This window comes from Pseudomonas sp. B21-056 (genome assembly GCF_026016325.1).
GTDB lineage: Bacteria > Pseudomonadota > Gammaproteobacteria > Pseudomonadales > Pseudomonadaceae > Aquipseudomonas.
In genome coordinates this window covers 4,265,887-4,284,112 of record NZ_CP087203.1, presented here as the reverse complement: position 1 = coordinate 4,284,112, position 18,226 = coordinate 4,265,887, and the positions used below count along the sequence as shown (strand labels likewise).

18 protein-coding genes and 3 tRNA genes are annotated in these 18,226 nt (G+C 61.2%); 14 read left to right on the top strand and 7 right to left on the bottom strand.

The window, feature by feature from the left end; genetic code table 11:
* Positions 1-8: 8 nt before the first annotated feature.
* The 4 genes from LOY67_RS18185 (at position 9) to LOY67_RS18170 (ending at position 5,980) form a co-directional block, all read left to right on the top strand.
* A complete protein-coding gene (locus tag LOY67_RS18185; protein WP_265063810.1) occupies positions 9-2,585 on the top strand; it encodes an EAL domain-containing protein in 2,577 nt (858 codons plus the stop codon).
* A gap of 36 nt (positions 2,586-2,621) precedes the next feature.
* Complete coding sequence (gene xth / locus LOY67_RS18180; protein WP_265063809.1) at positions 2,622-3,416, top strand: exodeoxyribonuclease III; 795 nt, start codon at positions 2,622-2,624, stop codon at positions 3,414-3,416.
* Positions 3,417-3,531: 115 nt separating this feature from the next.
* Positions 3,532-4,350, top strand: a complete 819-nt coding sequence (locus LOY67_RS18175; protein ID WP_265063808.1) for an arylamine N-acetyltransferase family protein — start codon at positions 3,532-3,534, stop codon at positions 4,348-4,350.
* Positions 4,351-4,459: 109 nt separating this feature from the next.
* On the top strand, positions 4,460-5,980 hold the full coding sequence (locus LOY67_RS18170; RefSeq protein ID WP_265063807.1) for a nucleobase:cation symporter-2 family protein: 1,521 nt from the start codon (positions 4,460-4,462) through the stop codon (positions 5,978-5,980).
* Positions 5,981-6,297: 317 nt separating this feature from the next.
* Here LOY67_RS18170 and LOY67_RS18165 read toward each other — a convergent pair whose 3' ends face one another.
* Entirely contained in the window at positions 6,298-6,648 is a 351-nt protein-coding gene (locus LOY67_RS18165; RefSeq protein WP_041021191.1) for a hypothetical protein, read from the bottom strand.
* A 166-nt stretch (positions 6,649-6,814) separates the two neighbouring features.
* On the opposite strand from LOY67_RS18165, the gene LOY67_RS18160 reads away from it, so the two are divergent.
* Positions 6,815-7,636: a shikimate 5-dehydrogenase gene (locus LOY67_RS18160; RefSeq protein WP_265063806.1), complete on the top strand. Its 822-nt coding sequence runs from the start codon at positions 6,815-6,817 to the stop codon at positions 7,634-7,636.
* Between the two features lie 140 nt (positions 7,637-7,776).
* Here the strand turns inward: LOY67_RS18160 and LOY67_RS18155 are convergent, their stop codons facing one another.
* The gene (locus tag LOY67_RS18155) at positions 7,777-8,424 is read right to left on the bottom strand and encodes a YceH family protein (protein ID WP_265063805.1); all 648 of its coding nucleotides are present in this window, start codon (positions 8,422-8,424) and stop codon (positions 7,777-7,779) included.
* Between the two features lie 130 nt (positions 8,425-8,554).
* Between LOY67_RS18155 and LOY67_RS18150 the strand changes: the two genes are divergently transcribed.
* Entirely contained in the window at positions 8,555-9,064 is a 510-nt protein-coding gene (locus LOY67_RS18150) for a DUF1993 family protein (RefSeq protein WP_265063804.1), read from the top strand.
* A gap of 190 nt (positions 9,065-9,254) precedes the next feature.
* On the opposite strand, the gene sstT is transcribed toward LOY67_RS18150, so the two are convergent.
* Complete coding sequence (gene sstT / locus LOY67_RS18145; protein WP_265063803.1) at positions 9,255-10,487, bottom strand: serine/threonine transporter SstT; 1,233 nt, start codon at positions 10,485-10,487, stop codon at positions 9,255-9,257.
* A 284-nt stretch (positions 10,488-10,771) separates the two neighbouring features.
* Here sstT and LOY67_RS18140 point away from each other — a divergent pair, with 284 nt between their 5' ends.
* Positions 10,772-11,926: an MFS transporter gene (locus LOY67_RS18140; protein WP_265063802.1), complete on the top strand. Its 1,155-nt coding sequence runs from the start codon at positions 10,772-10,774 to the stop codon at positions 11,924-11,926.
* On the opposite strand, the gene nhaR is transcribed toward LOY67_RS18140, so the two are convergent.
* Positions 11,923-12,816 carry a transcriptional activator NhaR gene (gene nhaR, locus LOY67_RS18135; protein WP_265063801.1) on the bottom strand — a complete coding sequence of 298 codons (894 nt, stop codon included), beginning with the start codon at positions 12,814-12,816 and terminating at the stop codon, positions 11,923-11,925. The genes LOY67_RS18140 and nhaR overlap by 4 nt on opposite strands.
* 136 nt (positions 12,817-12,952) lie before the next feature.
* Here nhaR and LOY67_RS18130 point away from each other — a divergent pair, with 136 nt between their 5' ends.
* Together LOY67_RS18130 and LOY67_RS18125 are read left to right on the top strand one after the other, a co-directional pair.
* The gene (locus LOY67_RS18130; RefSeq protein WP_265063800.1) at positions 12,953-13,216 is read left to right on the top strand and encodes a hypothetical protein; all 264 of its coding nucleotides are present in this window, start codon (positions 12,953-12,955) and stop codon (positions 13,214-13,216) included.
* 28 nt (positions 13,217-13,244) lie between these two features.
* Complete coding sequence (locus LOY67_RS18125) at positions 13,245-13,994, top strand: TerC family protein (protein WP_265063799.1); 750 nt, start codon at positions 13,245-13,247, stop codon at positions 13,992-13,994.
* Between the two features lie 73 nt (positions 13,995-14,067).
* Here LOY67_RS18125 and LOY67_RS18120 read toward each other — a convergent pair whose 3' ends face one another.
* Entirely contained in the window at positions 14,068-14,232 is a 165-nt protein-coding gene (locus LOY67_RS18120; protein ID WP_265063798.1) for a hypothetical protein, read from the bottom strand.
* 223 nt (positions 14,233-14,455) lie between these two features.
* Between LOY67_RS18120 and LOY67_RS18115 the strand changes: the two genes are divergently transcribed.
* Positions 14,456-15,133, top strand: coding sequence for a peptidase C39 family protein (locus LOY67_RS18115; RefSeq protein WP_265063797.1), 678 nt, complete (start codon positions 14,456-14,458; stop codon positions 15,131-15,133).
* Between the two features lie 100 nt (positions 15,134-15,233).
* Positions 15,234-15,440 carry a DUF6021 family protein gene (locus LOY67_RS18110; protein WP_265063796.1) on the top strand — a complete coding sequence of 69 codons (207 nt, stop codon included), beginning with the start codon at positions 15,234-15,236 and terminating at the stop codon, positions 15,438-15,440.
* A 36-nt stretch (positions 15,441-15,476) separates the two neighbouring features.
* Here the strand turns inward: LOY67_RS18110 and pbpG are convergent, their stop codons facing one another.
* Positions 15,477-16,415 (bottom strand): D-alanyl-D-alanine endopeptidase, encoded by a 939-nt coding sequence (gene pbpG / locus LOY67_RS18105; RefSeq protein ID WP_265063795.1) that lies wholly within the window; start codon positions 16,413-16,415, stop codon positions 15,477-15,479.
* Between the two features lie 293 nt (positions 16,416-16,708).
* Positions 16,709-17,563 carry a bifunctional methylenetetrahydrofolate dehydrogenase/methenyltetrahydrofolate cyclohydrolase FolD gene (gene folD / locus LOY67_RS18100; RefSeq protein ID WP_265063794.1) on the bottom strand — a complete coding sequence of 285 codons (855 nt, stop codon included), beginning with the start codon at positions 17,561-17,563 and terminating at the stop codon, positions 16,709-16,711.
* Positions 17,564-17,844: 281 nt separating this feature from the next.
* Between folD and LOY67_RS18095 the strand changes: the two genes are divergently transcribed.
* The 3 genes from LOY67_RS18095 (at position 17,845) to LOY67_RS18085 (ending at position 18,180) form a co-directional block, all read left to right on the top strand.
* A tRNA-Arg gene (locus LOY67_RS18095) sits at positions 17,845-17,921 on the top strand.
* A 40-nt stretch (positions 17,922-17,961) separates the two neighbouring features.
* Positions 17,962-18,037 (top strand) — tRNA-His (locus tag LOY67_RS18090).
* A 58-nt stretch (positions 18,038-18,095) separates the two neighbouring features.
* A tRNA-Leu gene (locus tag LOY67_RS18085) sits at positions 18,096-18,180 on the top strand.
* Positions 18,181-18,226 lie beyond the last annotated feature (46 nt).

The window sequence follows — 18,226 nt, the reverse complement described above, 5'->3', positions numbered from 1 at the left end:
GCAGGTAAATGGAGACCACTGCCGATATTCCTTCCAGCGTCACGCGCCACACGCCAATCACCCGACGCCTGGTGGTCGCGGTCGCCGGGTTGTTTGTCCTGGGCATCCTGGTGGCTGTTGCGGCGCTGTTCAATATCGCACGGGAGCTGGACGCGGAAGACGTGCGCAAGACGCACTTCTACACCGAGCGCGCCGTGGAAAACCGCATCATCGCCTCGAAAAACTACATCACCAGCTACACCTACTGGACCACCGCCTATGAGCACCTCAACGGTGAAGTCGACGTGCAGTGGGCCTATGCGGAACAGAACATGGGCAAGACCCTGTTCACCAACGACGGATATGAAGGGGTGTTTGTCGTCGACCGCGAGCGCACCAAATACGCCGTGGTGCGCGGGCAGAATGTCCAGGGCGAGGCGTCAGCGTATATCGACGTGCCGTTGCAGGAATTGGTTGAGCAGCTCCAGGGGCAATCCGACCTGACCATTCCGGCGGTCCGCTACACCTTGTTCGAAGGCTGGCCGGCCATCGTTACCGCTTCGGTGATCCTGCCGAACGACGAGCGTCCCCGGGTCGATGCCAAGGGCACGTCGATCCTGTTGTTTGTCGACCAACTGACCCACGTCAAACTGCGCGCGCTGGGCAAGAGCTATGGCCTCAGCGACCTGAACCTCAAGAAGGACAACGAGCTTGCGCCCGACCAGCCGGCGGTGCCGCTGGACAGCACCGGCTACAGCCTGGTGTCCCGCCTCGAACAGCCGGGCCGGCAGTTGCTCTGGTCGCTGATGCCGCCGTTGGGTGGGGCGTTGCTGATCCTGGCACTGCTCACCGCCTACTTTTTCCGCTATGCCCTGCGCACGGCACGGCATGTGGATGCCAGCTACGACAGCCTGGAGCGCTCGACCCAGGCGCTGGAAGCCAGCGAAGAACGTTTCCGGGCCGTGGCCGAGGCTGCCTCCGACTGGATCTGGGAAATCGACGGGCAACAGCACATCACCTATCTGTCGGGACGCTTCAATACGGTCACCGGATTTTCCGACCAGCAATGGCTGGGCCAGGACATCGAGCAACTGTTGTACTGCGACACTACCCCGATTGCTCTGTGGTTGGGCAACCTGACGGAAGGACAGAGCGTGAGTAACCTGCGCTGTTCCTACCGCGATGAGTCCGGACAACTGCGCTTTTGTCGGGTTTCGGCGCGGCCGATCTACGCCAGGTCCGCAGTGGTGGGGTACCGCGGCACCGCCAGCGACATCACCGATGAGGTGGCCGCCCACGCCCAGGTCCAGCATCTGTCGATGCACGATGCGCTGACCGGCCTGCCGAACCGCAACAAGCTGGCGCGGCACCTGGATGACGCGCTGATCGCCAAGGAGCATTCCGCACCCCTGACGCTGCTGATGGTGGACCTGGACAACTTCAAGCCGATCAACGATTCCCTGGGCCACGCGGCCGGCGATGCCGTGCTGCTGGAAGTCGCACAGCGCTTGCGCGACAGCACCCGCGAGCAGGATCTGGTGGCGCGGCTGGGCGGCGACGAGTTCGTCGTGGTGCTCAGTGGAATGGAGAACACCACTGAGATCGACCGGTTCTGCGCACGCTTGATCGAGAGCCTGCTACAGCCGATCCACTACGAAACCCATGCCCTGCACATCGGTGCCAGCATCGGCATTGCCGTGAGTCGTCGCCAGGGTTATGTGCCCGGCGAGTTGATTCGCTGTGCCGACATTGCCATGTATCAGGCCAAGTCCGAGGGCAAGAAGACCTGGTGTTATTTCGCCTCGCAAATGAGCGACCAGATCCAGCATCGACGCCAGCTGGAAAGCGACCTGCGCCAGGCGCTGAAAAACAACGAATTCATCCTGCACTTCCAGCCACGCTACAAAGTCGACGGCCGGGAGATCGTGGCCGTCGAGGCCTTGGTGCGCTGGCAGCATCCAACCCAGGGCCTGCTCGGTCCCGATGCTTTCATTCCGTTGGCCGAGCAGACCGACCTCATCGTTCCGCTTTCGCGCTGGGTGTTACGCGAGGCCTGCGAAACCGCGCTGACCTGGCCAGGTGACCTGATGGTTTCGGTCAATCTGTCGCCGGCGCAGTTCGAGCGCAGCGATGTGGTGGAGGACGTTCGCCAGGTGCTGATCGAAACCCGCTTCCCGGCGAGTCGCCTGGAACTCGAGATCACCGAGAATGTGATGCTCAACGATGTGGACGGCGCCCTGCAGGTCATGAACGCCCTGAAGGAACTGGGCGTGCGTTTGAACATGGACGACTTCGGGACCGGCTATTCCTCCCTGGGGTACTTGCGCACCTATCCCTTCGACGGCATCAAGATCGACAAGCGCTTTATCGCGTCCATGAGCAACAGCAGCAACGACCGCGCGGTGGTCCAGGCGATCATCAACCTGGGCAAGGCGATGGGCTTGACCGTCACGGCCGAGGGCGTGGAAACCCTGGCCCAGCTCGGCTCGCTGGGCACGGACCAATGTCACGAGGTCCAGGGTTACTTCCTCAGTCGTCCTATCGATAAGAAGGCATTCTCGAGCTTGCTTGCAAACGCTCAGCCGCTGTCGAAAACCGGCACTTGATACCCCTGACGCCCTGATACTTCGAGGTTCTGGCCCATGAAAAACCTGCGGATCGCGACCTTCAACATCAATGGCATTCGCGCCCGGTTGCCCAACCTGCTGGAATGGCTGGAGCGGGAAAAGCCCGACATCGTCTGCCTGCAGGAACTCAAGGCGGCCGACAAGGATTTCCCGGCGGCCGAACTGGAGTCGGTGGGGTATGGCTCGATCTGGCACGGCCAGGCGTCCTGGAACGGCGTTGCGATACTGGCCCGTGACGCGCAACCGCTGGAGAGCCGTCGCGGCCTGCCCGGTGATGAGGGCGACAGCCACAGCCGCTATCTGGAGGCGGCTGTGCATGGCGTGCTGGTGGGTTGCCTTTACCTGCCCAACGGTAACCCGCAGCCCGGGCCCAAGTTCGATTACAAACTGGCGTGGTTCGAACGGCTGATCGACTATGCACAGGCGTTGCAGGCCAGCGATCACCCGGTGGTGCTGGCTGGCGACTACAACGTGGTGCCTACCGACATGGATATCTACAACCCGCGCTCCTGGCTCAAGGATGCGCTGTTGCAACCCGAAAGCCGCGAGTGCTACCAACGGTTGCTGGACCAGGGCTGGACGGATTCGTTGCGCCATTTGTACCCGGACGAGCGGATTTACACCTTCTGGGATTATTTCCGTCAGCACTGGCAAAAAAACTCCGGGCTGCGCATCGATCATCTGTTGCTCAACCCGGCGGCAAGCCCCTATCTGAGCGAGGCGGGCGTGGACGCCTGGGTCAGGAACCAGCCGCACCCCAGTGATCATGCCCCTACCTGGATCCGGTTGGCTTCACGCAAGCGGCGTTGAAAGTCCGGCGCCTCTCGGTCGGTTGTTGTCTATGGCGGGGGAATGCCTTATATCTGGCGCCAACCGCAGCGTGCTCCCCATGAGCGCTGCACCGGACCAGGAAAAGGACACCCTAATGAGCCAGCCCCGACTGAGCGATTCGCGCCGTTATCTGCAACGCTTGGGCTTCGCCACACCGCCGGCCCCGACGCTCGAGACATTGCGTCAGCTTCAAAGCCGCCACACGGCCGAATTCCCCTTTGAAACCCTCTCGACGCTGTTGCGCCTGCCGGTGTCCATCGATCTGGAATCAGTGGAGCGAAAAGTCTTCGAGCAAGGGCGTGGCGGCTACTGCTACGAACTCAACCAGTTATTCCTGGTGCTGTTGCAAGAGTTGGGTTTCGACGTTCGCGGCATCACCGGCCGGGTGGTGATGAATGCCCCCGAAGGCGCCTGGACTGCCCGGACCCATCGTCTCAGCCTGGTGACGATAGACAGCGTGCGCTACATCACCGATGTCGGTTTCGGCGGCATGGTGCCCACCGGGCCGTTGCTGCTGGACAGCCGTGACGTTCAGGCCACTCCTCATGAGCCGTACCGTATCGAGGACCATCCGGACGGCTACCTGCTGCGCGCCAACGTCGCGGGCGAATGGCGGCCGATGTACCTGTTCGACCTGCAACGCCAGGAAGACATCGATTACACCCTGGGCAACTGGTACGTCTGCACCCACCCTGACTCGCCGTTCATGGGCCGGCTGATGGTGGCCCGCACCGGCGACGGTTTGCGCAAGACCCTCAACGGCAACAGCTATGCCGTGCACCGAATAGGGCAGGAGAGCGAGCGGCGGGTGATCACCGAGGCTGATGAACTGATCGATCTGCTGGAAAACGAGTTCAGCTTGCGGGTGCCGCCACGGGAATTGTTACGGCCTGCAGTGGAGGCGCTTCTCTAGCCACGTCACGCTGATTTGCTTGTGGGAAAAGTGTATACAACTCTATGGACATTTGTCCTGAGTTTTGAATACAGTGTGCCCATAACAAAAAACAGGGAACCTGCGAACCATGAAAACGCCCCATGTTTCACTCCCACGGCCCGAGGACGAAAACCTCGGTGTCGGCGCGAATATGGCTTACGGCCTACAGCATGTATTGACCATGTACGGCGGCATCGTCGCGGTGCCCCTGATCATCGGCCAGGCGGCCGGCCTGTCATCGGCGGACATCGGCCTGTTGATTGCGGCGTCATTGTTTGCGGGGGGGCTGGCCACCTTGTTGCAAACTCTCGGGCTGCCGTTTTTCGGTTGCCAACTGCCCTTGGTGCAGGGTGTTTCGTTCTCGGGCGTCGCGACCATGGTGGCGATCGTCGGGACTGGCGGGGAGGGGGGCTTCCAGGCCATCCTGGGGGCGGTGGTTGCCGCCTCCCTGATCGGTTTGCTGATCACGCCGGTGTTCTCGCGCATCACCCGCTTCTTTCCGCCGCTGGTTACCGGCATCGTGATTACCACCATTGGCCTGACGTTGATGCCGGTGGCGGCGCGCTGGGCCATGGGCGGCAACAGTCACGCGGCCGACTTCGGCAGCATGGCCAACATCGGCCTGGCCGCCGTCACGCTGGTGCTGGTGCTGCTGCTCAGCAAGATGGGCAGCGCGACCATTTCCCGCTTGTCGATTCTGCTGGCGATGGTCATCGGGACGGTGATCGCGGTGTTCCTCGGCATGGCGGATTTTTCATCCGTCAGCGAAGGCCCGATGTTCGGCTTCCCCACGCCATTCCACTTCGGCATGCCGACGTTCCACATCGCCGCGATCCTGTCGATGTGCATCGTGATCATGGTGACCCTGGTGGAAACGTCGGCCGACATCCTGGCGGTGGGCGAGATCATCGACACCAAGGTCGACTCAAGGCGCCTGGGTAACGGCCTGCGGGCCGACATGCTGTCGAGCATGATCGCGCCGATCTTCGGTTCCTTCACCCAGAGCGCCTTTGCCCAGAACGTCGGCCTGGTGGCGGTGACCGGGATCAAGAGCCGTTTCGTGGTGGCGACGGGTGGGGTGTTCCTGGTGGTGCTCGGGTTGTTGCCGTTCATGGGCCGGGTGATCGCTGCGGTACCGACTTCGGTCTTGGGCGGCGCGGGTATCGTGCTGTTCGGTACCGTGGCCGCCAGCGGCATTCGAACCCTGTCCAAAGTCGACTACCGCAACAACGTCAACCTGATCATCGTCGCCACTTCCATCGGCTTCGGCATGATTCCCATCGCCGCGCCAAACTTCTACGACCATTTCCCGAGCTGGTTCGCAACGATCTTCCATTCGGGCATCAGTTCGTCGGCGATCATGGCGATTGTCCTGAACCTGGCGTTCAACCACTTCACCGCAGGCAACTCCGACCAGCAGTCAGTGTTTGCTGCCGGGACCGAGCGGGTGCTGCGCTACCAGGACCTGGCGAAGTTGCGTGAAGGCGACTACTTCAGCGACGGCAAGCTGCATGACTGTGATGGCAATGAGATTCCGGTGCTGGCAGAGCCTGCCCATTCGACTGCGGAGCATGAGCCGGTGCGGCTGAAAAGCAGCGAGCATGTCTGACTTTGCCAACTGAGCATCAGCGGCGCCCCCTGTGGGAGCGAGCCTGCTCGCGATAGCGGTGGGTCAGTTTGCGGCGATGTCGATTGTACTGCCGCCTTCGCGAGCAGGCTCGCTCCCACAGTCAATCGGGTTGAGTCCGATCTGTGCGTCCACCACCCGCCCCCTGTAGGAGCGAGCTTGCTCGCGATTGGGCGTGTCAGTCGACATCATGGGCGGCTGACTCTCCGCTATCGCGAGCAAGCTCGCTCCCACAGGTTTTGTGGTGTTCACATAATAAAAAACAGCCTGTGACGAATCACAGGCTGTTTTTTATTCGGTTACCAACGACCGTAATGGCCATGGGGCGGGCCGTAGTAGTAGCCCCGTGGTGGCCCGTAATACACCGGTGCCGGGCGATAGTAGACAGGCCGCTCGATGTACACCGGTTGTGGCTCGTAATAGACCGGTGGAGGTTGCTGTACATAAACCGGTTGCGGCTGGACGTAGACCGGTTGTTGCACGTACACCGGCCGGTCACGGTTGATGAGCGCCGAGCCGACAATAGCCGAACCGACGATTGCACCAAACACTGCGGGCCCCTCCCAACCACCGCGACCATGGGCGGATGCCTGGCCGGTGACCGCGAGTGCCCCCACGAGCAGGGCGATGACAGGGAGTTTACGATTCATGGTGGTTCCTCGTTTTGGCCCCGTTGGTAACAGACCGGTAAAAAGGTCACGGGGTACTTGCTCTGACAACGATTTTCTCAGGATTTGCACCGCCGTTGGGTAAATATTGTGTAAGGTCGGGCGGGCGGTGACTCCGCTTGTCAGAAAGTGAATGCAAGGAATAAACATGCAAATCAATCCCAACAAAGACACCCAGTTGTGCATGTCGCTGTCGGGCCGCCCCGGGAACTTCGGCCTGCGTTTTCATAACCACCTGTACGAGCAGTTGGGGCTGAATTTCTATTACAAGGCTTTCAGCAGCCGGGACTTGCCCGGTGCGGTCGGCGGTATCCGCGCCCTGGGCATCCGAGGGTGCGGGGTGTCGATGCCGTTCAAGGAAGCCTGCATCGCCCTGGTCGATGAACTGGACGCCTCCGCCGCCGCGATCCAGTCCATCAACACCATCGTCAACACGGATGGCCATCTGAAGGCCTACAACACCGACTACATTGCCATCGCCCAGTTGCTGCAGACCCATGCGGTGCCCAAGGATTCGACCTTTGCCCTGCGCGGCAGCGGTGGCATGGCCAAGGCCGTGGCCAGCGCCCTGCGTGACGGCGGCTATAAACAGGGCCTGATCGTCGCCCGCAACGAAACCGCCGGGCGGGCCCTGGCCGAGTCCCTGGGGTATGAGTGGCAAGCCGGGTTGGGCGAGTACCGGCCCCGGATGTTGGTCAATGTCACGCCGATCGGCATGGCCGGAGGGGCGGAAGCCGATCAGCTGGCGTTCGAGCCCCACGCCATCGCGGCGGCCGAGACCGTGTTCGACGTAGTGGCGATTCCGTCGGAAACGCCGCTGATCGTGCGCGCCCGGGCTGAGGGCAAACGGGTCATCACCGGGCTGGAAGTCATTGCCATCCAGGCCCTGGAGCAGTTCGTGCTGTATACCGGCGTGCGACCGAGCCCGGAACAGTTTGAGAAAGCCGTGGCGTTTGCCCGGTCTGCGTAGGAGCTGGCGAAGGCTCGGGCCGCGTTCGGACGATCTTTGATTTTGATCTTTCGCTTTCGACTCAATTGTTGGGGGAAAGATCGCAGCCTCGTTGCACTCGACAGCTCCTACATGGCTCCTACGCAGCGGCTATAGGGCATTTATTCCAGCCGCGCGAGCCGTTCTTCCAGCGCCGCGATCCGCGCCTCGAGCTCTTCGATGCGCTCCAGCGACACGCCGCTGCCGGCACTGCGTTCCACCGGGTGCTGGCGGGCGGCGAGGATCGCTTCGATGTCCGCCGGGTCGCCCATGGCATGGACGTAGCGGTCTTCCCGCTGGCCGGCCTGGCGTGGCACCAGCAGCGCCAGCCCACGGGCAATCAGGCGTTCGAGTTGATGCAGCACCTGCTCGGTGTCTTCGAAATCATGCATGCGGCCACTGCGGGTCAACAGCTCATTGACCGTTTGCGGGCCGCGCAGGAACAGCAGGCCCATCAGGATGACCTGGGCCGGCACCAGTTCCAGGGCCTTGTCGACCCGATGCTCCCAGCGGTCGGCGCGGCTGCCCATCACCAGCTTGGTAAAACCGCGGCCTTCCAGCGCCCGCAGGCTCTGGCCGACCTGGCCCGGGGTGAGGTTCATCACCGGTTCACGGCTGGTTTTCTGGTTGCAGGCCAGTACCAGGGCGTTGAGGGTCAGCGGGTAGGTTTCCGGGTTGGCGGCCTGTTTTTCCACCAGGGCACCGAGGATGCGGATTTCCGTGCTGTTGAGCCGTGGTTCTTCGGCCTGGCCTTGTTCTTCGATGTTCATCGCGCGTCCCCTCTGCTGTGAAGCCGCCTAGCCTAATCCTTGCGCAATAAAAGACAAGGTGCGCAACAAGCCGTGGCTATAATCGCATCCGTTTGCTGTGTTCCTTTTCTCTCACCTGCATGAGATCGCCATGACTATTTCCCTGTACGCCGCTTCCATCCCGGTTTTCAAGCAGATGCTCAACGCCCTGAGTGACGTCCTGAACAAGGCCGAAGCCCACGCGACTGCGAAAAACATCGACCCGAACGCTTTCCTGCAAGCCCGCCTGTACCCGGACATGTTCCCGCTGGTGCGTCAGGTGCAGATTGCCGTGGACTTCGCCAAAGGCGTGTCCGCTCGCCTGGCCGAGATTGAAGTGCCGAAGTATGACGACAGCGAAACCACCTTCGCCGATCTGCAAGCCCTGATCACCAAGGTACTGGCCTTCATCGACGGCATCAGTGCCGAGCAGATCGATGGCAAGGAAAACATCGAGATCGTCACCCGCCCGGGCACGCCGAAGGAAAAGCGTTTCACCGGTCAGAACTACCTGCTGACCTACGGCCTGCCGCAATTCTTCTTCCACGTCACCACCACCTATGCGCTGCTGCGTCATAACGGCGTGGAAGTGGGCAAGCGCGACTACATGGGCGCGTTCTAAACCCGCTGGCATGAAAAAGCCCGGGACGGTGTGAGCCGTTCCGGGCTTTTTTGTGACTGTCTGTCATGTCCTCGGCGGATGTACCTCCGCTATCGCGAGCAGGCTCGCTCCCACAGGGTTTTGGATACACCGCAAATCCAGTGTGGGAGCGAGCCTGCTCGCGATGACGGTGGTGCATCCACCGCAACGGTTATGCCGTGCGAGCCAGCTTCTCTTCCTCACCCAAACACGCCGCCGCGGTGAACAGCACATCCGTGGACGAGTTCAGCGCCGTCTCCGCCGAGTCCTGCAGGACACCGATGATGAACCCTACGGCAACCACCTGCATGGCGATTTCGCTCGGGATCCCGAACAGGCTGCACGCCAGGGGGATCAGCAGCAGCGAACCGCCGGCCACGCCGGACGCACCGCAGGCGCAAACGGCCGCGACGACGCTCAGCAGTACCGCCGTCGGCACATCCACCACGATCCCCAGGGTGTGCACCGCAGCCAGTGTCAGCACGGTGATGGTGATGGCGGCGCCGGCCATGTTGATGGTCGCGCCCAGTGGGATCGATACCGAATAGGTGTCCTCGTGCAGGCCCAGGCGTTTGCTCAGTTCCAGGTTCACTGGGATGTTGGCCGCCGAGCTACGGGTGAAGAACGCAGTGATGCCGCTTTCGCGCAGGCAGGTGAGCACCAGCGGGTACGGGTTGCGACGCAGTTTCCAGAACACGATGAGCGGGTTGACCACCAGCGCGACGAACAGCATGCAGCCGATCAGCACAGTCAACAGTTGCAGGTAACCGAGCAGGGCGCCGAAACCGGACGTGGCCAGGGTCGAGGCGACCAGCCCGAAGATCCCCAGTGGGGCGAAGCTGATCACCAGGCGCACGATCACCGTCACGCCGTTGGACAGGTCGTCGAGCACGGTGCGGGTGGTTTCGCCGGCATGGCGCATGGCGATGCCCAGGCCGATGGCCCAGGCCAGGATGCCGATGAAATTGCCGTCGGTCAGCGCCCGGACCGGGTTGTCCACCACGCTGAGCAGCAGGCTCTGCAACACCTCGCCGATGCCGCCGGGGGCAGTGACGGCGACGTCCTGGGTAGACAGCACCAGGCTGGATGGAAACAGACTACTGGCAACGACCGCGACCACGGCCGCGGCGAAGGTGCCCAGCAGGTACAGGAACAGGATCGGCCGGATATGGGTTTCCTGGCCCTGCTTATGGTTGGCGATCGACGCCATGACCAGCACGAACACCAGGATGGGGGCCACGGCCTTGAGGGCGGACACGAAGACCTTGCCGATGAATGCGGTGGATTTCGCCGCGTCCGGCGCCAGCCAGGCCAGGGCGATACCGATGATCAGGCCGATGATGATTTGTGTCACCAGGCTGGTGCGTTTGAAGCGATGCCAAAGGGAAGGGGATAAAGCAGTCATAACGGCCATCCATGTATTTTTTGTTGTGAGCAACGGTCGACGTTCGGGGCAACAAGCGGGCAGGCCAGGTGAGCGGGACCGGAAGAAAGGTTCAACGTTTGCGGGGCGCGGACTTTAGCACAGCCCGGTAAAGAATCTGACGGACCTGTGACGATCCGTCACCCAGGTGTTTAAGCACATTTGTCTGTCGCCCACATTCTGTTAGGCTTTGCTCCTCTCACCTCTCTATCCCCCCAGCGGGCCCTTGGGCCAACGCTGGTGTTGTCGTTTTGCTGGAGTTTTGCATGTTGTTACCTATTTTCCTGTTGTCGGCCGCCGGTTTCACCGTGCTGACCACGGAATTCATCATCGTCGGCCTGCTGCCCTCCATCGCTCGCGACCTGCACGTCAGCATTCCCCAAGCCGGGTTGCTGGTGACGCTGTTCGCGTTTACGGTGGCGGCGTTCGGGCCGTTCCTGACGGCCTGGTTCGCCCGTTTCGAGCGGCGCAGGCTGTTTATCAGCGTACTGCTGATGTTCGGCCTGGCCAACACATTGGCGGCCGTTGCCCCCGATATCTGGGTCATGGCCATTGCCCGGTTGATCCCGGCCCTCGGTCTGCCGGTGTTCTGGGCGCTGGCCAGCGAAACGGCGGTGGACATCGTCGGGCCGCAGTACGCCGGGCGCGCCATCGCCCGGATCGGCTTCGGCATTGTCTGCGCCACGGTATTCGGGATCCCGGTGGGTACGCTGATTTCCGATGCGTTCGGCTGGCGCAGCGCTTTCGCCATCCTGGCGGTCATCGCCTTCGCCAAAGTGCTATTGCTGTTCATCTACCTGCCGAAAACCAACCTGCACTTGCATCAAGTCAGTTTCCGCTCGCAGTTCAAGATCCTGCGCAGTCCGTTGATGCAGGGCCATGTGCTGCTGTCGATCCTGGTGTTCAGCGGCATGTTCACCGCCTACACCTACCTGGCCGACATCCTCGAACGTCTCGCCGGGTTCGACGGCACGCTGGTGGGCTGGTGCCTGATGGGTTTCGGCGCCGTGGGACTGCTGGGCAATTCCCTGGGTGGTCGAGCGGTGGACCGGCATCCGTTGATCGCGTCGATGGTGTTCTGCCTGTTCATGATCGGCGGCATGGTGGCGTTGGTGCCGAGCATTCATTCGACCCTGTGGTTGGCTGCAGCGATGGCGATCTGGGGTGTGACCCAGGCCGCGCTGTTCCTGGTCAGCCATGTGCGACTGATGAAGGCTGCGCCCGAAGCGCCAGCCTTTGCGGCGTCGCTGAACATTGCCGGCGCCAACCTGGGAATCGGCCTTGGGGCGCTGATCGGCGGGCGGGTCATCGATACCCTGGGCCTGGGCAGCGTCGGTTTTGCGGCGGCCGGGTTCATCCTTGTATCGATCCTGCTGGCATTGCTGCTGATGACCTTCAAGCCCCGGCCCGTCTGCGCCTAGTGGAACAACTCGCGACGCGCCCCTTCGGCAATCGCGACGATCCCCGGATGACTGACCTTGCGCTCCACGGAGATGGCATAGAACGACTCGCTCACCGCGTCGGTCTGGCCAATCTCCTGCACGCCGTACTGGCGCTTCACCTCTTCGGCGATCACGCTCGGGCCGATGAAAATCCCGCTGCCTGACTGACCGAAGGCCTGCATCAACGCGCTGTCGTCGAACTCACCGACGATGCGTGGCTGGATCTGCTGCTCGGCGAACCAGCGTTGCAGACGGCTACGCACCACGGTTTCCTGGCCGGGAATCAGCAGCGGGGCGTCCTGCAGGCCCCGGGGGAAATCCTGCCCGTAGCGTTCGGCCAGTGCGGCGGTGGCGAAGAAGCTGATGCCACATTCTCCCAGTTTCTGACTGTAGCCCTTGATGTCCAGGTGGCTGGGCATCGGACTGTCGGAAATCACCAGGTCCAGGCGCTGGATCGCCAGGTCCGCCAGCAGCCGTTCGAGTTTGTCCTCGCGGCAGGTGACGCGCAGCGGTTCGCTCAATTCCATGGTCGGCGCCAGCAGTCGATAGACGATGGACTTGGGCACCACGTCCGCCACCCCGACCCGAAACAGCGTCTGCTGTTCGTTGGGCTGGGCCCGGAGCATCAGCTCCAGCTCGCCACCCAGTTGGAACATGTGCTCGGCGTAGGGCAGCGTCTGGCGGCCGGCTTCGGTCAGTTCCAGTTGCCGTCCGACGCGGCGAAACAATTTGATGTTATACGTCTGCTCGAACAGGGTGATCTGCCCGCTGATGGTTTGTGGCGTCAGGTTCAACTGCTCGCAAGCCCGCACGATGCTGCCGGTCTTGGCCACCACCCAGAAGTAATGCAACTGTCGATAATTGAGCATGGGATCACATAGCTTCGTAAAAACCGAAGTATAACCGTTGAAAATACGAATTTTCCTGAAGTATTGTCGTCTCTAGAATGCCTGGCCATTGGTGAGCCATCTTCGTGCTCCGTTTTTTCCTCAGAGGCATCTATCCATGACATACAAATCCCTGGGTCTTGCAGCCATGCTGGCACTGTCTTCAATAGCCCTGGTGGGCTGTGAGCAGGCGGAAAAAAGCGCCGAACAATTGGCTCAGCAGTTGAAGGAGCAAGCGGTTGAGACGGCGAAAAAGGCCATCGACGATACCCATAAGGCGGCCGAGCAGGCACTGAACGACGCCACCGGCGGGTTGATCAGCCCCAAGAAAGAACCGGCAGATGAGGCCGACAAACCCAAGGCTTCCACCCAAGCCATCTAACCCCGTCATAACGAGTCAGGACTGACCCATGGAATACCTTTTAGAACTCGCTGCCAGCCCCACTGCCTGGATCGCCCTGGCGACCCTGGTCGTCATGGAAATCGTGCTGGGCATCGATAACCTGATCTTCATTTCGATCCTGACCAACAAGCTGCCCGAACAGCATCGTGTCAAGGCACGGCGGATCGGTATCGGCATGGCGCTGATCCTGCGCCTGGGCTTGTTGAGCACCATCGCGTTCATTGTGCAGTTGACGGAACCGGTCATCGAAATCCTCGGCCAGGCGTTCTCCTGGAAGGACATGATCCTGATCGCCGGCGGTCTGTTCCTGCTGTGGAAGGCCACGACCGAAATCCACCACAGCATGGACCCTGCGCCGAACGATCCGAAGTCGGCCACGTCCGGCGTGACCCTCGGATTTGCCGCCGCAATCAGTCAGATCCTGATGCTCGACCTGGTGTTTTCCATCGACAGCATCATCACGGCCGTGGGCATGACCGAGCACTTGCCGATCATGATCATCGCCGTGGTGGTGTCGGTACTGGTGATGCTGCTGGCGGCCGAGCCCCTGGCCCGGTTCATCAACAACAACCCGACGGTGGTCATGTTGGCGCTGGGCTTCCTGATCATGATCGGCATGACGCTGATCGCCGAAGGCTTCGGTGCTCATGTGCCCAAGGGCTACATCTACGCTGCCATGGCGTTCTCGGCTGCGATTGAGGTGTTGAACATGATGGCCCGTCGCGCCCGGCAAAAGGCGTTGGGCAACGAAGCCTGATTGCAGGCAGGCAGGTAGCCGCCGCCCGGGTCCAGCCCGGGCGGCTTTTTTATGGCTTTTTGAAAGTAGGCGATCAGTGTGCGGCGGCGTGGTGCCGGGCGGGCTCTGCGGGTTTTTCCGTTCTCGATGGGGACGGATGATGATGGCGACGGGTGATCCGCAGCACGCCCCACAGCATGGCCGCCGCTACGCTCAGCCAGCTGAATACCAGCATCACAATTGTCGTTGTCAGGCTCATGCGGGCCTCCCTCAGCCCCAATCCGGGGCAACGCACTCAGTTCAATGGACAGTCTAGTCGATCAAGTGTTGCAGGCAGTCGGTCGCGGTCGTCGATCACCGACCGGTTGGTTCTATTGCGGCAACGAGACTGCTGTTTAAGGCTATACCCGGGTCAGTGGGCGCTTTATGATCGACGGCCCAAGCCTGGCCCGTTTATCGGGTACCTGAACTAGAGACTCATCATGTTGCCGGCCATTCCCTCTTTTCGATCACTGGTATTGGCGATCGCCTGCCTCGGGGCCCTGACGGGTTGCGCGGGCAGCCTGTCGCCGCAGATCCAGCGCCTGCCCGAACGGGTGGAACTCAACAGCGTGCCGTTCTATCGCGGCGATATGTACCAGGGTGCCCCGCAATCCCTGGCCGCGGTGCTGACCGCGCAAGGAACGGTGATCACCCCGGGATTGCTGGAGAAGCCGTTGCACCTGCCAGGTGGCGAAGCCGGTTTGCAGCAGAATATGCAAACCCTGGCGCGCGAGTATGGGTTGGTGGTGTATCCCCTCGACAGTGAGTTGCCGGCACTGTTGGAGCAGGTCGCGGCGGGCAATCCGGTGTTGCTGCGTTACACCGAGGGCGCGGCGTTATGGGGCGGGCCTCGATACGGGATTCTGGCCGGCTATAACCGGCAGAAGCGCACGGTGTTGTTGCGTTCGGGCATGAACCGGCGGCTGTTGATGAGCTTCAGTGGGTTCGAGTCGGCCTTCAAGGATGCCGGCGGCTGGGCGGTACTGCTTCAGCGACCCACGCAGCTTCCGGCCAACGTCAACCCGCAGCGCTGGTTGAAAGCGGCGGACGAGTTGGCCGGGGCAGGGCAGGAGCAAGCGGCGGCCCGCGCCACCAAGACCCTGGGGGCGGCGCATTGATTGGGTGCCCCGTTCGTCACTTGCCGGGCACGACCCGGCACGCCTGAAACTCTTATCGTCAGGGTCCGGACTGTCCGGGCCATGATTGAAGGAGGCAGGCATGGCACAGTCGAATACGCCCACGGGGCCCCATTCTTCCGAGCATTCATCCGCTGATGATGAGCTGGGATTCGATCCGGACTCTCCGGATCTCGATGATCCGCAAGTCGATCCGATAGGGCCGGCCAAGGCCCCGCGTGACGAGAAAGACAAGCAGGGCGAGCCCGGCGACAAGGCTTATGACCCGCTTGGTGGCCTTAAGCATTGAGCGAAAAAAAGCCCGACGAGTCGGGTAATGCTGCAATTACTTGGAGGCTTCGACCACGCCGCTCTGGCGGCTCTTGAGATTCTTCGCCGCCTTGTACTGCATGGCCACCGCCGGAACGTTGGTGCTCTTGCCGGTTTCCACCCAACTGCGAATCCGGCTGGCGTCGGCGAAATGGGTGTATTTGCCAAACGCATCGAGGATAACCAGGGCCATTGGGCGATTACCCATTTTCGTCACCAGTACCAGGCAGTGACCGGCTTGGTTGGTGAAGCCGGTCTTGGTCAACTGGATGTCCCAGTTGTCCTTGTGGATCAGGTGGTCGGTGTTGCGAAAGCCCAGGCTGTAGACCGGCTTGCGGAAGGTGACGGTCTTTTCCTTGGTGGTGCTCAATTCGCTGAGCAGTGGGTATTTGCGGGCAGCGATCAGCAGCTTGGTCAGGTCCCTGGCGGTGGAGACGTTATGGATCGACAGGCCGGTCGGCTCGACATAGTGGGTGCTGGTCATGCCCAGTGCCTTGGCCTTGGCGTTCATGGCGGCGATGAACGCTGCGTAACCGCCCGGGTAATGATGTGCGAGACTGGCAGCGGCACGGTTTTCCGAGGACATCAGCGCAATCAGCAGCACCTCACGACGGGACAGTTCGCTGTTGAGCTTGACCCGGGAAAACACTCCTTTCATTTCCGGGGTATTGGTGATGGTGATGGAGATGTACTCGTTCAGGTCCTGCCTGGCATCCAGCACGATCAGCCCGGTCATCAACTTGGTCACCGACGCGATGGGCACCACCACGTCCGGATTGCTGGAGTAGACGACTTTATCCGTCTGCAGGTCCAGCAACATCGCGCTGCCCGAAGCGACTTGCAGCTTTGACGTATCCCGGGGGGCTGCGATGGTTTCCTGCGCGTTGATGTTCTGCGTGATAAGCGCGCCTGAAAAAGCGAAAAACAGGCTGAAGATCGAAAGACGGATGTTCACGCGAATAGACTCGATAGAGTTGAAGAGGCCGTTCAGCAACGGCTTTTGAAAAAAGCGCTGCATTTTATGAGTATGGGCGACAACAGCGCTACATGCCTGCACCGCTGGGGCTCGAGAATAAATAAAGTTTAATGGAAGGGGGGCCAAACAATGTGGGAGCGAGCCTGGTGGGAGCGAGCCTGCTCGCGAAGGCGGTGTGTCAGTCAGCCATGAAATCGCTGACACGCCGCCTTCGCGAGCAGGCTCGCTCCCACCAGGCTCGCTCCCACAGGTTTTCGCTTTCGCCGGGAAACTCAGCTATGCAGCGTTTCAGCCGCGTACAGCGTGTTTTCCAGCAGGCAGGCACGGGTCATCGGGCCGACGCCGCCGGGTACCGGAGTGATCCAGCTGGCGCGGGGCAGGGCGGTCTCGTAGACCACATCACCCACCAGCTTGCCGTCGTCCTGGCGATTGATGCCCACATCGATGACGATGGCGCCTTCCTTGATCCACTCGCCCCTGACCAGGCCAGGTTTGCCGGCGGCCACGACCACCAGGTCGGCGCGGCCGACGTGGCCGGCCAGGTCCTTGGTGAAGCGGTGGGTCACGGTCACGGTGCAACCGGCCAACAGCAGTTCCATGGCCATCGGCCGGCCAACGATATTGGACGCGCCCACGACTACGGCATCGAGGCCATAAAGGTCCACGCCCGTGCTTTCCAGCAGCGTCATGATGCCTTTAGGGGTGCAGGGGCGCAGCAGCGGGATGCGCTGGGCCAGGCGACCGACGTTATAGGGATGGAAACCGTCGACGTCTTTATCCGGGCGGATGCGCTCCAGCAGTTTGGAGGCGTCGAGGTGTTCAGGCAGGGGCAGCTGAAGCAGAACGCCGTCGATACTCGGGTCATCGTTCAGGCGATCGATCAGATCGGCCAGTGTTTGCTGGGTGGTTTCGCAAGGCAGGTCGTAGGCCTGGGAAAGGAAGCCGACCTCTTCACAGTCTTTACGCTTGTGCGAGACATAAACCTGAGAGGCGGGATCGCTGCCGACCAGGATCACCGCAAGACCGGGCGTGCGCAGGCCTTGCTGGCGACGCTCGGTAACGCGTTGGGCGATCTGCTGGCGCAGGCTGGCGGCGATCGATTTGCCGTCGATAAGTTGTGCAGTCATTGCGCGTGGTTAACCATCGAGAGGGGAAAAAAAGAGAGCGCATTCTCGCATGCCAGGACGTGAGGGCAAAGGCGCTTGGTCTGCAAATTCCCCTAACCCCTTTAATTAAATGAATTTTTTTTAAAAAAGAGTTGACGACCTATCAGGCCGTCTATAACATTCGTCGCACTTGTCGGGCACAGCCTAGCACTGGTTAAGAAGGTGGAGCAGAGTTGGTTGTTTCAACTCGGCAAAGCTGAAAGCACTTAGTTTGTAGTCGTCAAAGAATACAGATTAAAAAGGCGCCCGTAGCTCAGCTGGATAGAGCATCCGCCTTCTAAGCGGATGGTCGCAGGTTCGAGTCCTGCCGGGTGCGCCATTAGGCAGCTTTGGCACAAGTAACGCAACAAGGCAATATGGTGGGCGTAGCTCAGTTGGTAGAGCACGGGATTGTGACTCCCGTTGTCGTGGGTTCGATCCCCATCGTCCACCCCATATTCTAGAAAGGCGCCAGATCTAACCATCTGGCGCCTTTGCTTTAAAAGCTTGAAACGCGGATGTGGTGGAATTGGTAGACACACTGGATTTAGGTTCCAGCGCCGCAAGGTGTGAGAGTTCGAGTCTCTCCGTCCGCACCATACAAGTCGCTATTTGAATAGCAGAGAACGGCGCAGTACCTGAAAA

Coding starts and splice junctions, on each gene's coding strand:
- LOY67_RS18110 (WP_265063796.1), top strand. CDS start 15,234: ATGGCACAGTCGAATACGCCCACGGGGCCCCATTCTTCCGAGCATTCA.
- LOY67_RS18165 (WP_041021191.1), bottom strand. CDS start 6,648: ATGAATCGTAAACTCCCTGTCATCGCCCTGCTCGTGGGGGCACTCGCG.
- sstT (WP_265063803.1), bottom strand. CDS start 10,487: ATGACTGCTTTATCCCCTTCCCTTTGGCATCGCTTCAAACGCACCAGC.
- LOY67_RS18115 (WP_265063797.1), top strand. CDS start 14,456: ATGTTGCCGGCCATTCCCTCTTTTCGATCACTGGTATTGGCGATCGCC.
- LOY67_RS18140 (WP_265063802.1), top strand. CDS start 10,772: ATGTTGTTACCTATTTTCCTGTTGTCGGCCGCCGGTTTCACCGTGCTG.
- LOY67_RS18155 (WP_265063805.1), bottom strand. CDS start 8,424: ATGAACATCGAAGAACAAGGCCAGGCCGAAGAACCACGGCTCAACAGC.
- LOY67_RS18160 (WP_265063806.1), top strand. CDS start 6,815: ATGCAAATCAATCCCAACAAAGACACCCAGTTGTGCATGTCGCTGTCG.
- nhaR (WP_265063801.1), bottom strand. CDS start 12,816: ATGCTCAATTATCGACAGTTGCATTACTTCTGGGTGGTGGCCAAGACC.
- LOY67_RS18125 (WP_265063799.1), top strand. CDS start 13,245: ATGGAATACCTTTTAGAACTCGCTGCCAGCCCCACTGCCTGGATCGCC.
- folD (WP_265063794.1), bottom strand. CDS start 17,563: ATGACTGCACAACTTATCGACGGCAAATCGATCGCCGCCAGCCTGCGC.
- LOY67_RS18175 (WP_265063808.1), top strand. CDS start 3,532: ATGAGCCAGCCCCGACTGAGCGATTCGCGCCGTTATCTGCAACGCTTG.
- LOY67_RS18120 (WP_265063798.1), bottom strand. CDS start 14,232: ATGAGCCTGACAACGACAATTGTGATGCTGGTATTCAGCTGGCTGAGC.
- LOY67_RS18130 (WP_265063800.1), top strand. CDS start 12,953: ATGACATACAAATCCCTGGGTCTTGCAGCCATGCTGGCACTGTCTTCA.
- xth (WP_265063809.1), top strand. CDS start 2,622: ATGAAAAACCTGCGGATCGCGACCTTCAACATCAATGGCATTCGCGCC.
- LOY67_RS18170 (WP_265063807.1), top strand. CDS start 4,460: ATGAAAACGCCCCATGTTTCACTCCCACGGCCCGAGGACGAAAACCTC.
- LOY67_RS18150 (WP_265063804.1), top strand. CDS start 8,555: ATGACTATTTCCCTGTACGCCGCTTCCATCCCGGTTTTCAAGCAGATG.
- LOY67_RS18185 (WP_265063810.1), top strand. CDS start 9: ATGGAGACCACTGCCGATATTCCTTCCAGCGTCACGCGCCACACGCCA.